14 protein-coding genes are annotated in these 14,387 nt (G+C 42.3%); 11 read left to right on the forward strand and 3 right to left on the reverse strand.

The genetic code is table 11. The features are described from left to right. The first annotated feature begins 336 nt into the window (after positions 1-336). A complete protein-coding gene (gene polA, locus HGR01_RS07480; protein ID WP_045869086.1) occupies positions 337-3,261 on the forward strand; it encodes a DNA polymerase I in 2,925 nt (974 codons plus the stop codon). A 148-nt stretch (positions 3,262-3,409) separates the two neighbouring features. Here polA and psbC read toward each other — a convergent pair whose 3' ends face one another. Together psbC and psbD are read right to left on the reverse strand one after the other, a co-directional pair. After that, positions 3,410-4,798, reverse strand: coding sequence for a photosystem II reaction center protein CP43 (psbC, locus tag HGR01_RS07485; RefSeq protein ID WP_045869085.1), 1,389 nt, complete (start codon positions 4,796-4,798; stop codon positions 3,410-3,412). Then, positions 4,782-5,837, reverse strand: coding sequence for a photosystem II D2 protein (photosystem q(a) protein) (gene psbD, locus HGR01_RS07490; protein ID WP_045869084.1), 1,056 nt, complete (start codon positions 5,835-5,837; stop codon positions 4,782-4,784). The genes psbC and psbD overlap by 17 nt, the downstream gene beginning before the upstream one ends. Before the next feature lie 103 nt (positions 5,838-5,940). On the opposite strand from psbD, the gene HGR01_RS07495 reads away from it, so the two are divergent. The 6 genes from HGR01_RS07495 (at position 5,941) to HGR01_RS07520 (ending at position 10,688) form a co-directional block, all read left to right on the forward strand. Then, positions 5,941-6,120: a hypothetical protein gene (locus tag HGR01_RS07495; protein WP_155539079.1), complete on the forward strand. Its 180-nt coding sequence runs from the start codon at positions 5,941-5,943 to the stop codon at positions 6,118-6,120. Between the two features lie 145 nt (positions 6,121-6,265). Next, complete coding sequence (locus HGR01_RS07500) at positions 6,266-6,466, forward strand: hypothetical protein (protein ID WP_045869083.1); 201 nt, start codon at positions 6,266-6,268, stop codon at positions 6,464-6,466. After that, positions 6,463-7,056 (forward strand): photosystem I assembly protein Ycf4, encoded by a 594-nt coding sequence (locus HGR01_RS07505; RefSeq protein ID WP_045869082.1) that lies wholly within the window; start codon positions 6,463-6,465, stop codon positions 7,054-7,056. The genes HGR01_RS07500 and HGR01_RS07505 overlap by 4 nt, the downstream gene beginning before the upstream one ends. Before the next feature lie 373 nt (positions 7,057-7,429). Next, positions 7,430-8,215: a peptidylprolyl isomerase gene (locus HGR01_RS07510; RefSeq protein WP_045869081.1), complete on the forward strand. Its 786-nt coding sequence runs from the start codon at positions 7,430-7,432 to the stop codon at positions 8,213-8,215. 43 nt (positions 8,216-8,258) lie between these two features. Continuing rightward, positions 8,259-9,449 (forward strand): beta-ketoacyl-ACP synthase, encoded by a 1,191-nt coding sequence (locus tag HGR01_RS07515; protein WP_045869080.1) that lies wholly within the window; start codon positions 8,259-8,261, stop codon positions 9,447-9,449. Between the two features lie 438 nt (positions 9,450-9,887). Continuing rightward, positions 9,888-10,688, forward strand: a complete 801-nt coding sequence (locus HGR01_RS07520) for a DUF928 domain-containing protein (protein ID WP_045869079.1) — start codon at positions 9,888-9,890, stop codon at positions 10,686-10,688. A 168-nt stretch (positions 10,689-10,856) separates the two neighbouring features. Here HGR01_RS07520 and csaB read toward each other — a convergent pair whose 3' ends face one another. Beyond that, positions 10,857-11,897 (reverse strand): polysaccharide pyruvyl transferase CsaB, encoded by a 1,041-nt coding sequence (csaB, locus tag HGR01_RS07525; RefSeq protein WP_045869627.1) that lies wholly within the window; start codon positions 11,895-11,897, stop codon positions 10,857-10,859. A gap of 276 nt (positions 11,898-12,173) precedes the next feature. On the opposite strand from csaB, the gene HGR01_RS07530 reads away from it, so the two are divergent. The 4 genes from HGR01_RS07530 (at position 12,174) to HGR01_RS07545 (ending at position 14,184) form a co-directional block, all read left to right on the forward strand. After that, positions 12,174-12,521: a DUF2499 domain-containing protein gene (locus tag HGR01_RS07530; RefSeq protein WP_045869078.1), complete on the forward strand. Its 348-nt coding sequence runs from the start codon at positions 12,174-12,176 to the stop codon at positions 12,519-12,521. After that, positions 12,518-12,832: a DUF3593 domain-containing protein gene (locus HGR01_RS07535; protein ID WP_045869077.1), complete on the forward strand. Its 315-nt coding sequence runs from the start codon at positions 12,518-12,520 to the stop codon at positions 12,830-12,832. Before HGR01_RS07530 ends, HGR01_RS07535 begins: the two co-directional genes overlap by 4 nt. A gap of 154 nt (positions 12,833-12,986) precedes the next feature. After that, entirely contained in the window at positions 12,987-13,760 is a 774-nt protein-coding gene (gene hisA, locus HGR01_RS07540; protein ID WP_045869076.1) for a 1-(5-phosphoribosyl)-5-[(5-phosphoribosylamino)methylideneamino]imidazole-4-carboxamide isomerase, read from the forward strand. A 301-nt stretch (positions 13,761-14,061) separates the two neighbouring features. Further along, a complete protein-coding gene (locus tag HGR01_RS07545; protein WP_255325170.1) occupies positions 14,062-14,184 on the forward strand; it encodes a hypothetical protein in 123 nt (40 codons plus the stop codon). Positions 14,185-14,387: the final 203 nt, after the last annotated feature.

Genomic DNA, 14,387 nt, shown 5'->3' on the forward strand with positions numbered 1-14,387 from the left:
ACAGATGGGGATTTAGACCTCACCTGTAACGGCACAACTTATAGAAGTCGGGGACTCTAACCCTCAGTTTAATTACGAATTACGAATTAGTAATTCGTAATTAGATTGAAAAGCTTAATGATAAAAACGGTAAAATTTATGAATTAGTCATATCAGAAGACGTTAAATTTTCAGTTTTTATAATTTTTGTTTTACTAGGAGCGCTGATACAATAATTGCTCCTGCTCAAAAAGAGCCATGTCTACGCCGCACTGTACTGAATTGTACAAGCAATCGTTTTGATGCTGAAGCTGCGTCGTCGGTACTTGGATGTGAGCTTCTAGCTAGAATAAGGCTATGTCTCAAACTTCTTCTACAACAACACGCCCCACATTTATCCTCGTAGATGGACACTCACTGGCGTTTCGTTCTTACTTTGCTTTTGCCAAAGGACGAGATGGCGGGTTACGTACAAAAACGGGGATTCCTACCAGTGTATGTTTTGGCTTTATCAAGTCCCTACTGGAAGTCATGACAACACAACAGCCACAAGCAATGGCGATCGCGTTTGATTTGGGCTTACCGACTTTCCGTCATGAAGCAGACGATACCTATAAAGCCGATCGCCCTGGGACACCAGAAGATTTTGTACCTGATTTGAAAAATTTACATGAGTTGCTTGCAGGCTTCAATCTGCCGATTTTCACGGCTCCTGGTTACGAAGCAGATGATGTGCTGGGAACTTTAGCACAGCTAGCCACTGCAGCTGGCTATAAAGTGAAAATTCTTACAGGCGATCGCGATTTATTTCAACTCATAGATTTAGAAAAACAAATTACCGTTTTAAATTTTAGTCCAGATGCCTGGAAGCGCTCTACAAATGGCATCACAGAATTTGGCCCAGAACAAGTTCAAGAAAAGCTGGGTGTTTTACCTACACAAATCGTTGATTTCAAAGCTCTTTGTGGTGATAAATCAGATAATATCCCTGGTGTAAAAGGAATTGGAGAAAAAACCGCAGTACAGCTACTTAGTACTTACGGTTCCTTAGAAAAAATTTATGCTGCATTGGATGAAATTAAAGGAGCAACTCATAAGAAACTCGTAGAAGGACAAGAAGATGCTCAAAAGTCTCACTATTTAGCCAAAATAGTTATAGATGTTCCTTTAGAAGTTAATTTAGAAGATTGCAAATTAACAGGATTTGATCAAAACGTCCTTGTGCCAATTTTAGAAAAATTAGAATTTAATCGCTTCCTAAAACAAATCAACGAACTTCAGCAAAAATTTGGCGGACAAGTTGTAAAAGTTGCAGAAATTTCAACACCAACAACACAAATCAAGAGTAATGATGAAGATGATAGTGATTTGTGGTTTTTTAGTGCTGCTGATACAGCAGCAGCTAAACAAAAGCCAGATTCCGCAATTCAAACACGCATTATTGATAGTGAAGCCAAACTTAGCGAATTAGTAAATCTCTTACAACAATTTACTAATCCAGAGACACCCGTTGCTTGGGATACTGAAACCACTGATTTAGAACCACGAGACGCTGCTTTAGTAGGAATTGGTTGTTGTTGGGGAAGCAACCAGGATGACATGGCGTATATTCCTGTTGGTCATAAAACAGGGAATAATTTAAATCTAGATAAAGTACTATCAGCACTACGTCCAATTCTCGAAAGTGTTGATTATCCGAAAGCTTTGCAAAATGCTAAATTTGACCGCTTAGTTATGCGGTGTCAAGGCATAAAATTGGCAGGAGTGGTTTTTGATACCATGTTAGCCAGTTACTTGCTAAATCCAGATGGTAGTCACAATTTGAGTGATTTAGCTTACAGATATTTAGGTTTAACTGCTAAAAGTTATGTAGATTTAGTTCCTAAAGGCAAAAATATTGCTGACTTAGATATTCCTACTGTGGCAGATTACTGCGGGATGGATGTCTATTCTACATTTGTATTAGTACCAAAATTACGTGAAGAACTCGAACAACTGCCAAATTTATATCAGTTATTACTAGAAGTAGAGCAGCCACTAGAAGCAGTTTTAGCGGAAATGGAATACACAGGTATTCGTATTGATTCTGCTTATCTCAAAGAACTTTCGCAGCAGTTAGAAACTGATTTGGCAAAGTTAGAAGCAACAGCAACAGAAATTGCTGGCGAAAAATTTAATTTAGGTTCACCTAAACAATTGAGTCATATATTGTTTGAAAAATTAGGATTAAGTACTAAGTATTCACGCAAAATTCAAACAGGTTACTCTACAGATGCAGCGACATTAGAGAAACTCCAAGAAATTGATAAAACTGGTTTTGTTGATGCCTTAATTGAGTATCGTACTTTATCTAAATTAAAGTCTACTTATGTAGATGCATTACCAGCATTGGTAAGCGAAAAGACTCAGAGAGTGCATACAGATTTTAACCAAGCAGCAACATCTACTGGTCGCTTATCTTCCTCTAACCCTAATTTACAAAATATTCCTATTCGGACAGCTTTTAGTCGGCGAATTCGCAAAGCATTTTTACCAGAGCCAGGCTGGTTAATGGTAGCTGCTGATTACTCGCAAATCGAATTAAGAATTTTGGCTCATTTAAGCCAAGAGCCAGTTTTAGTCCAAGCCTATCAGCAGAATGAAGATATTCATACTGTAACAGCGCGGTTAGTATTTGAAAAAGAAGATGTCACATCAGACGAACGCAGATTAGCAAAAACTATCAACTTCGGCGTAATTTATGGCATGGGTTCTTTAAAATTTGCGCGTTCAACTGGAGTAGATAAAGCCAACGCTAGCGAATTTATTAAGCGATTTAACGAACGCTATGCACAAGTATTTGCATATTTAGAGCGTGTCAAAAAAGAAGCGATCGCTCAAGGTTATGTAGAAACAATTCTTGGTCGTCGTCGTTATGTTGAGTTTACCAGCAATAATTTACGCAAATTAAAAGGTAGCAATCCAGAAGATATTGATTTGAGTAAATTAAAGAATTTGGGTGCTTATGATGCTGGGTTACTGCGCTCTGCTGCGAATGCGCCAATTCAAGGTTCTAGTGCCGATATTATCAAAATTGCTATGGTCAAACTCCATGAGATTTTAAGTAAATATCAAGCGCGATTGTTATTACAAGTTCATGATGAATTAGTGTTTGAAGTTCCACCCCAAGAATGGGCAGAATTACAACCACAAATTAAGTCAGCAATGGAAGGTGCAGTCAATTTGAGCGTGCCATTATTAGTAGATGTACGCGCAGGTGATAATTGGATGGAAACTAAATAGGAATATGGGAACTCAACACAATAAATTATTCCGCGAACCCTCAACTTTTTGATTTCATCAGAGTCATAAAAGAACAATAAAAAAGCTCTTGTTGAAAAACAAGAGCTTGAAATTATGTGATTGTCAGTGATGAAAGAAAGCTTGAGAACTAGTCAAGTTCTGTCATAGACATTGCTGGCTCATTCTCACGGTCAATACCTTTCTCAAAACCACCTGCTGCTGCTCTAGCGCGACCAGCGTGCCACAAGTGACCAATAAGGAAGAAGAAACCTAAAACGAAGTGAGAAGTTGCCAACCATGCACGAGGAGATACATAGTTGAAGGAGTTGATTTCTGTTGCTACACCACCTACAGAGTTCAAAGAACCCAGAGGAGCGTGGGTCATGTATTCAGCAGCACGACGAGCTTGCCAAGGCTGAATATCGTTCTTGATTTTGTTTAAGTCAAGACCGTTAGGGCCACGTAGAGGCTCTAACCAAGGGCCACGGAAATCCCAGAAGCGCATGGTTTCACCACCAAAGATGATTTCACCACTAGGAGAGCGCATCAGATATTTACCTAGACCAGTGGGGCCTTGAGCAGAACCGACGTTAGCACCTAAGCGTTGGTCACGAATCAAGAAGGTTAAAGCTTGAGCTTGTGAAGCTTCAGGGCCAGTAGGGCCGTAGAACTCGCTGGGGTACACGGTGTTGTTGTACCAAACCATACAGGAAGCAATGAAGCCCATCAAGGACAGAGCGCCCAAGCTGTAGGAGAGGTAAGCTTCACCAGACCAGATGGATGCACGACGTGACCAAGCGAAAGGCTTGGTGAAAATGTGCCAAATACCACCAGCAATACAGATGAAGGCAATCCAGATGTGACCACCAATAACATCTTCCATGTTATCGACGCTCACGATCCAGCCTTCACCACCAAAAGGAGACTTGATCAGATAACCAAAGATAATGGCTGGGTTCAGTGTAGGGTTAGTGATAACGCGAACATCACCACCACCAGGTGCCCAAGTGTCATAAACACCACCGAAGAACATTGCTTTCAGCACCAACAACAGCGCACCGCATCCTAAGATGATTAGGTGGAAGCCGATGATGTTGGTCATCTTGTTCTTATCTTTCCAGTCATAACCAAAGAAAGAAGAATATTCTTCTAAGGTTTCTGGGCCACGAACGGCGTGATAAATACCGCCAAAACCTAGTACTGCTGAGGAAATCAGGTGAAGTACACCAGCAACAAAGTATGGGAAGGTATCGATGACTTCGCCACCTGCACCAACGCCCCATCCTAAGGTAGCGAGGTGAGGTAACAAGATTAAGCCTTGCTCGTACATAGGCTTTTCAGGGATGAAGTGAGCGACTTCAAACAAAGTCATTGCTCCAGCCCAGAATACGATCAAACCAGCATGGGCAACGTGAGCACCAAGCAGTTTGCCAGATAGGTTAATTAAACGAGCGTTACCAGACCACCAGGCAAAACCTGTTGATTCTATGTCGCGTCCACCGCCCAGGACGGCCGATCTATTAGAGAGCGTTACCACGAGGTAATACCTCCTCAGGGAATACAAATTGTTCGTGGGGCTGATCTTGAGGAGCCATCCAAGCGCGGATACCCTCGTTCAGCAAAATGTTTTTGGTATAGAATGTTTCAAATTCTGGGTCTTCAGCCGCCCGCAATTCCTGTGATACGAAGTCGTAAGCCCGCAGGTTGAGAGCGATACCGACGATGCCCACTGCTGCCATCCACAGACCTGTGACTGGCACAAACAGCATGAAGAAGTGTAACCAGCGTTTGTTGGAGAAGGCAATCCCGAAAATCTGTGACCAGAAACGGTTTGCAGTCACCATTGAGTAGGTTTCTTCTGATTGGGTGGGGTTGAAGGCGCGGAAGGTGTTCGCAGCTTCACCATCTTCAAACAGGGTATTTTCGACTGTCGCTCCGTGAATCGCACACAGCAATGCTCCACCCAACACACCTGCTACTCCCATCATGTGGAAGGGGTTGAGGGTGAAGTTATGGAATCCTTGTACAAACAGGATGAAGCGGAAAATTCCTGCTACTCCAAAGCTGGGTGCAAAGAACCAGCTTGATTGTCCCAAGGGGTACATCAAGAACACGCTGACAAACACTGCAATCGGTGCAGAGAATGCCAAGGCGTTATAGGGGCGGATTCCTACTAGACGGGCAATTTCAAACTGCCGTAACATGAAGCCAATTAAGCCAAAGGCTCCGTGTAGCGCCACGAATGTCCATAACCCCCCGAGTTGACACCAACGGGTGAAGTCTCCTTGTGCTTCTGGCCCCCACAGCAGTAACAGGGAATGTCCCAAACTATCGGCTGGGGTGGATACAGCTACTGTGATAAAGTTACAGCCTTCTAAATAAGAAGATGCTAAACCGTGGGTGTACCATGACGTGACAAAGGTTGTGCCTGTGAGCCAACCGCCTAATGCTAGGAAAGCGCAGGGGAATAACAATATCCCTGACCAACCTACGAATACAAAGCGATCGCGCTTCAACCAGTCGTCTAGAACGTCAAACCACCCTCTACTGGGGGCGCGCCCAACTGCGATGGTCATTGAACTAAAATCCTCTTTTTTACTAAAATTGCAACGTTTCTAAAGCAGTGCTGTAGGTGATTTTCCCTATTTAAAGCAACTACCGCGAGGAATTAACGTTTTTTTGACAAATTCTCGTAACTTGAAAGCTACTGAGATTCTGAGAAGTTACCGCCTAGTTCAGTCAGCGTTTCTCAGAGTTATGCCATTACCCGTACCATTGGCTAGTGTTCTAGTTGGTGGTAACTTAATGATTCTTAACTTATCACATCGGTTCGGGTTTGTGACCGATCCACGCAAGTGAATCAGGTGATTTAACACGAAGCTATATAAATATTATGAATATCAGAAATTTAACAATCTGACACAACTTTTCTCAGAAATCTACACAATTGGAAATGGGGAGTGGGGATTGGGGAACTCGGGGCCCCCTCTGGGGATAAGGGGTAATGGGGACTGGTGATTGGGGAGAAGAGGACAAGGGGAAATCATCAAACTGCGAAAAACTACAATACCGAACCCTACAGCAATTACCCCATTACCCATTCCCAATTTCCAATTACCCATTCCCTAAAATCAACTTGCAAGACATACTCCTCAAATGGCAGACTTTTAAAGAGAATATGTCACAGGCCAAGGTAGTTCCATGACGGCATCAACAATTAACAAAGGCAATTCGCCTAATGGCGATCGCTCGGCTACAAGTGTCCTGAAGCAAAACGTTCTCGGTTCTCGTCGGTTTAGCAACTACTGGTGGGCAACTATCGTTACCTTAGGAGCTACAGGCTTTGTATTAGCTGGAATATCCAGCTATCTAAAAGTTAATTTACTCATAGTTACCGATCCAACACAACTAGTTTTTGTGCCCCAAGGTTTAGTTATGGGGTTATACGGCGCTGCTGGTCTGCTTTTAGCCTTATACCTGTGGTTAGTAATTCTATGGGATGTAGGCGGTGGATATAACGAATTTAACCAGGAAACAGGCAAGATTAAAATTTTTCGCAATGGATTTCCTGGCAAAAACCGTCGTATTGAGCTTGAAAGCCCCTTACAAGACGCTCAATCTGTGCAAATATCCATCAAAGAAGGTTTGAATCCTCGTCGCGTCCTCTATCTACGTGTGAAAGGTCGCAGAGACATTCCTTTAACTAGAGTCGGTCAACCTTTATCTCTCACAGAGCTAGAAACTCAAGGCGCAGAGTTAGCCCGTTTCTTGGGTGTACCTCTAGAAGGTTTGTAAAGAATGTTGACAACGGTCAAGGGTCAAGGGTCAAAAGTCAAAAGTCAAATATTCCAGATATATTCCTTGTTCCCTTGTTCTCCTGACTGGAAGTGCTGAGTCACCGAAGTTCAGATCGGCGGAAGCCGCCGCTCCGACTTCTCTCTGAGTTCTGAGTAAAAATCTCCGCCTCGACTTTCATGTAAGACTGGTGAAATTTTTTATTGGGAGTGCTTACTCTGTCAACTCTCAAGCAGAAAAAACTGGGAAACTGAGTAGATAGCTCTCGATAAAATGTAAAAAATTGTAAATAAGAAATTTTGGATGAGTATTAAATCCCCACTCTAAAAGCTTGGGAAACGATAATATACTCTGGTTGAGTCAGTAATTAGTCATGCGGTTAAAATTTCCACAATTTTTGGTTGCTCTTTTGATTGTTGGGACGTTGATTTTGGGTGGATGTTCAACACAGCAAAATGCTTCTAATGCTTCTTCTACCTCAGCAGCTACCTCAACAGCAACTGAGACAAGCAGCAAGACAAGCACTGAAGCAACGTCTGTATCACAAACTACTAGCGAGAGTATTCCTGGAATGAATGATTTACCACGGCTCGAAGGTAAGGCTACTGTGGTGATGACGGTGAACGGCGCACCAATTACTATCGAAGTAGATGGCACTAATGCCCCAATTACAGCGGGTAACTTCGTAGATTTAGTGCAAAAGGGCGTGTATGATGGTTCAGTTTTCCATCGAGTGGTACGCGATCCCCAACCATTTGTCGTTCAAGGGGGCGATCCACAAAGTAAAGATCCAAGCGTTCCAGCAAATAGGCTAGGGACAGGTGGCTATATTGACCCCAAAACTAAGAATGAGCGCTATATACCCTTAGAAATTAAGCCCAAGGGTGCAGCAGAACCAATTTACGGTAAGACTATTACTCAGCCTCCTGCCTTGAATCATAAACAAGGTGCAGTGGCAATGGCCCGATCGCAGCAACCAAACTCTGCATCTTCCCAGTTTTACTTTGCCTTAGCAGATCTAGGCTTTTTAGATGGAAACTATGCTGTGTTTGGCAATGTAACCAGCGGCTTTGAGGTAGTAAATAAAATAAAGCAAGGCGATCGCATCGAATCTGCTAAAGTCACCCAAGGCGCAGAAAACTTAAAAACTCCTGGTTAAGATTGCAAAATTGGGTAATGGGTAATAGTTTTTCCTATTACCCATGACAAATTTCAAATCCCAAATCCCAAGTCCCAAATTGGTTAAGGTTGTTGTCACTGGTATTGGTCTAGTTTCTGCTTTAGGAGACAGCTTAGAGGCTAGTTGGCAGAATTTAATTGCAGGTAAATCTGGAATTAAATTACATCAACCTTTCCCAGAAATAGAAGCATTTCCTCTAGGGTTGATTGCTGAACAACCAGCACCATTAGAAAAGCTGACGCAGTCGGTTGTGGCTGCGGCTTTAAAAGATGCTGGGTTATCATCTCCTTTACCTGATTGTGCTGTCGTGATTGGTTCAAGTCGTGCTTATCAAGCGGCTTGGGAAAGACTGGCGCAGCAAATGTACGCAAGCGATCGCCTTTCATCTCCCTTACACACAAGGGAGATGGAAAATTGGTTAAATAGTTTACCGCACATGAATGCGATCGCCGCAGCTAGACAAATTGGTGCAACTGGGAGTGTTTTAGCACCAATGACTGCTTGTGCTACAGGAATCTGGGCGATCGCCCAAGCTACTATGCTATTGCAAACAGGACAATATCAAAGAGCGATCGCTGGAGCCGTGGAAGCACCGATTACACCTCTAACTTTGGCTGGGTTTCAGCAAATGGGCGCTTTAGCAAAAACTGGCGCTTATCCTTTTGATTTGCAACGTGAAGGCTTTGTTTTAGGAGAAGGCGCAGCGGTATTTGTGCTGGAATCAGCAGCATTAGCCAAGCAGCGACAAGCCAAAATTTATGGGGAAATCCTAGGTTTTAGCTTACTGAACGATGCATATCATGGTAATGCTCCAGAACCAGAAGCTAAAAGCGCGATCGCATCCATCAAGCAATGCTTAGAGCGTAGTTATCTCACACCAGCAGATATTGATTATATTCACGCTCATGGCACAGCAACACAGCTAAACGATCGCATGGAGAGCATCGCGATCGAGCGGGTGTTTCCCCAAAAAGTTGCGATGAGTTCAACTAAAGGAAGCACAGGCCACACTCTCGGCGCTTCTGGAGCCTTAGGTGTAGCTTTTTCACTCCTAGCTTTGCAAAACCAAATTTTGCCCCCTTGTGTCGGATTGCAGCAGCCAGAATTTAATTTAAATCTCGTAAAAACCGCTCGTCACCATCACATTCAGTCTGCCCTTTGTTTCAGTTTTGGCTTTGGCGGTCAAAATGCAGTAGTAGCTTTAGGGAAATAACTAAAAATTGGAGAGACGCGATTAATTGTGTCTGTAGTCAACAATCAAAAACTACTTACTCCGTTATTTCTCAATTACCTATTATCCATTACTTATATTATTTAATACCTGTAGTAATGTAGAGTGTAGTACTTTCTTCCGAAAATAAATTACTTTTAGTCAACTGCTCAATTACCTCCTATCAAAGGTTATTGAAGACTATATGAGGTAATGTTAAATTCTGCGTAGCTACCCCACCGAACGGGAACAATACTTCTGTGTTTTCGACTGTTGTCACAGTATAAAACCTATCACTAGGTCATACTATATTTTCACTTCCCAATGATGCAGTACTTGTAGAGTCTATTGATTACCCCTGTTGATTGCTGCCACAGTTTTGGTTTATCAACAACTAGGGGACTTTTATATTTACATAAATAGTTGAGAGGAAATTTAGGCATGAATTGGATCAAGCGGCCTCTACTTTTCGTAACCTGTTCCGTACCTTTTCTTTTGGAACTGGCTACTATTCCTAATTTAACCGCACAGGCACAAGCCCAAGTTAACCCAACTTTGCTAAGTCAGCAGCAAAAACAACCTTGGTTAATCAGTCAAGGTTTTAAATCACCTAAGCGGGGATTACCACCAGCTAGTGCGGGTGGTGCAACTCGGGGCCGATATTGTGTACAAAAAAATCAATCATTAACGCCCTTAATGCCAAAAGAGAATTTAGGGTTAACTTTTGCAGAACGTCCAACTTTTTTCTGGCATGTACCTGCATCTTCTGTCAAAACAGCCCAGTTTGTGATTTTAGCTGAGGCAAATCAGGATAATACTGATGATGATGATGTAGTATATGAAACTACTTTAAATGTACCGACTAAACCCGGCATTATGAAATTTACCCTACCTGCGAGTGCTACTCCTTTAAAAGTCGGTAAACGCTATCACTGGTATTTGACATTAGTTTGTGATGAGCAAAATCCTATCAGAAATCCGAATGTAGAAGGATGGGTTGAACGCGCACAACCCGAACCCACCCTGACGAAAGCTCTACAACAAGCAGATGCGCGTAAACGTCCAATACTTTATGCAGAAGCTGGTATTTGGCATGAAGCACTAAGCAGCTATGTTGATTTACGTTGTAGTGAACCGAACAATTTAAAGGTCAAATCTGATTGGGGGGTATTCTTACAATCAGTGGGTTTAAATGCATTTGCAGCAGACCCAATCATTGATTGTTGTACAAATAACAAATAGTTTTTGACAAAAACCTAACTGATTGTTGTTGTAGAGGCTGCTATCACTGCTATTCAGGGTGATGCCATGATTGTTTGCGATCGCTAATTTCCAACATTAGCATCAAAATTCGCCAGCGCTTTGGAAAGTCAACCTGACCTCGGCGACTGGCATTAGTTTGAATGTGTCTTAGATTTCTAAGGCTGTACTCAGCAACTCACGATGCATTAATGCCCGATCTACTAAAGACTGAATTTGCTCTGAGGATAATGGATTGCCATGAGCATAATGCTCTATCCAAACTTTACTAATAATATTGGGATCGTCCGGTAAATTCGCTAAATCCCATCCAGGCATAGATAAATCTTCCATCAGACGATTGACCTTCGGGTCGTAACTCAAAGCAAAACAGCGACAACCTTCAGCCGCAGCCATAATTAAACTGTGTAGGCGCATCCCGATTGTCATCTCTACATGGCGATACACACCTTTTAAAAGTTGTGGATCTTCTAAACACATAATCTGGCTAACATCTTTGAGGTGTGGTTGAATTACCTCAGCAATATTTAAATCTTCACTTTTTTGAAAAGGCAGTAACAAAATAAAAGTTTGTGTAGCTTTTTGAAACTCAACCAACGCCTGCGTTAAATTTGCCAAGCGAGTTTCGGTCAGTTGTGGATGCGATCGCAAAGTTACAGCAACTCTGTGAGCAGGTAAATCCGTAAGTCCAGGTACTGGTTTAGCTTCCAAAGCCCAAACTGGATCGGGAGCCAGGATACAAGGAATTTGCCACTCAGATAACAAAGCTGCGCTGGCGCGATCGCGTACACTCACTTTCGTACAAGCAGCAAAAGTTTTTCTTGCTAACCAACGAGTTTGGGGACGTTTCAGAGGCCCAATTCCCTGACCCCAAGCAACGGTTTTTAAGCCCATCATCTGAGCTAATGCCATCAATCCCCCATAATAAACAGGGCTAATGGTGCTGGTAACATCTTGGATTAGACTCCCACCACCCCAAATAAACGCATCACAAGAACGCAAAGCTTGCAGTACAGGTAAAAAAGCCATGCGATCGTAGCTCTCCACACCATAGCGATCGCGGGTTTCTTCAGGATTACCAGAAAGCACCACAGGCGTGACATGAGGCGGTAGCATCTGCAACAGCGTTGCTAATAAAGCTTCGTCACCACCATTCCCTTTTCCGTAATACCCAGATAATAAAGCCCGCATCGGTTTCATTTGAGATTTTTGATTTGAGATTTTAGCTGATCAAGTTTAATTGACCTTGATTATCTGCTACTTACCCAGATGTTAGGTGAAATGGCTGGCATACTTCGCGAAAAATCAGATTTTTCTTGTGGGAAGATGGGGGATGGGGCGATTGGGGACTGGGGGCTGGGAAAACAAGGAAGAAATACATTCTTGTGACCCTTGACTCTTGTACAGACGCGATTAATCGCGTCTCTCCAAATCTCGAACCCCACCCATTGACTTTTTAGCAACTTTATGCATGTGCTTTCAATTCCCACCTGGATTATTCATGTTTCTAGCGTCATTGAGTGGATTGCCGCTATTTGGTTAATCTGGACTTACGGCGAACTCACTGGTAACCGGACTTGGTGGGGATTGTCCTTCGCCATGTTACCCGCATTAGTTAGTGCTATGTGTGCTTGTACCTGGCACTATTTTGATAATCCCCAATCTTTGGAATGGCTGGTAACACTTCAAGCTACCATGACCTTAGTTGGTAATTTTACCCTTTGGGCAGCTGCGGTGTGGATTTGGCGTTCTGCCAAGCCTGCTCATCAGGGAATTAATTCTGTTGCAAACCAACCTATCAAATCAGAGCGATGATCTCTAAAGATGCCCTTTTTGCCCTTTCACTGTTTCCTTATTTGGGTTTCTTGTGGTTTATCAGCCGCAGTAAGCTAATGCCACGTTTAGCTTTGTATGGATTTTACGGCACTTTAGTTTTTGTGGGGATCACCATTCCGGCGGGAATTTATGCCAAAGTCCATTACAAAGAGGCTTTAGCAAATGTCGATTGGCTGCACGGTGGTGCAGAACTTTTCTTAACCCTTTCTAACATTTTGATTGTGCTAGGTTTCTGGAAAGCTGTAAAGCAGTTAAAAGCGAAAAATTCCCCAGAAAACACTCAAGCATAGGGTTTTTACTTTTAGTTAGTCAAGAGTTTAAAGTTTCTCCAGAGTAACTTTGACTCTTGACTTTTGACTGTTGACTATCTTGAAAAATAAATGTTTGGGATAGCCTAACATTTTTTTAATTACGAATTAGTAATTATTGATTGAGGATGAGGTAATGGATGTAATTCCAGCAATTGATTTATTAGCAGGCCGTTGTGTACGACTTTATCAGGGAGACTACGATCGCTCGCAAGTATTTAGTGAAAACCCAGCTGATGTAGCTCAACAGTGGGTTGATCAAGGTGCAGCTAGGCTCCATGTAGTAGATTTGGATGGTGCGAAAGCAGGTAAAGTTGTCAACTTGGAAGCTATCGAAGCGATCGCACAAGCGGTATCAGTACCAATTCAAGTCGGTGGGGGATTACGCGATCGCGCTAGCGTCCAGCAGTTATTTAATATTGGCGTACAACGAGCGATTCTGGGAACCGTTGCTGTTGAACAACCCCAACTAGTACAACAACTCTGTCAAGAATTTCCGGGACAAATTATTGTTGGGATTGATGCGCGGAACGGATTAGTAGCAACTCGCGGTTGGTTAGAAACTTCAGAAGTTTTGGCAACCCAATTAGCTGTACAAATGCAAGAATTGGGAGCAGCCGCAATTATTTACACTGATATTCACCGTGATGGTACTCTCTCAGGGCCAAACTTAGAAGCTTTGCGAGAACTCGCTGCTACAATTTCCATCCCCGTAATTGCTTCAGGTGGAGTGAGTTCTGTTACCGATTTGTTGAGCTTGTTGGTGTTGGAACCTCAAGGCGTAAATGGCGTAATTGTAGGGCGTGCCCTATATACTGGCGATATTGATTTAAAAGAAGCCTTGCGTGCGATCGGGCCTGGAAGGATTCAAGATATTCCCCCAAATCTGGATTTTACTAGCTTTGCTTAACATTAGCTCTCTTTTTGGAGAGTAAAAGTATCGGGATGAGAGCTAAAACACATCTAATTTGCAGATGATATTTTATCAGTCTTTTGTGGGCTGGGCATCTTGCCCGCCTAAATTCTGCAAATCAAATGTCAAATTAGCTGACAATTTTCCTCCCCATACTTTTATTACAACTGGGGATGATCTTTGAGCCGTAATATATATTTCGCTACCAGCTAGTAATTTTTTAGGATTTTCCGGATTCACAATTTATACGCTTGTAGTTCAATTTGTAGAGAGTTAACCAACAAGGATTGTATTGATTATGACTCGGAAAAAACCTCGCGATAATGGACATCCCCCAAAAACTGAAACTGGTGCTATCCAGTCTAATATCAATAAAAACAACCCTCAACAGCCAACTCAAAAACTGAATAAAACACGATAACGGCTGTTAGTAATTTGACTAGTATTTTAATTTCAAGTTTCAATCTTTAATTTTAATATCTAATTTTTATACATAATGGGTTTCCTCTTTTGTAGAGACGTAAAAATAACAACGTCTCTATTTTTTTATCTTGAAATATTTAAATTTTTAGGAAGATAAATAAATTTCTAGCCAAGATATAAAAAATCTGGACTCTAAGATGA

Origin of the sequence: Tolypothrix sp. PCC 7712 (assembly GCF_025860405.1) — a bacterium.
GTDB lineage: Bacteria > Cyanobacteriota > Cyanobacteriia > Cyanobacteriales > Nostocaceae > Aulosira > Aulosira diplosiphon.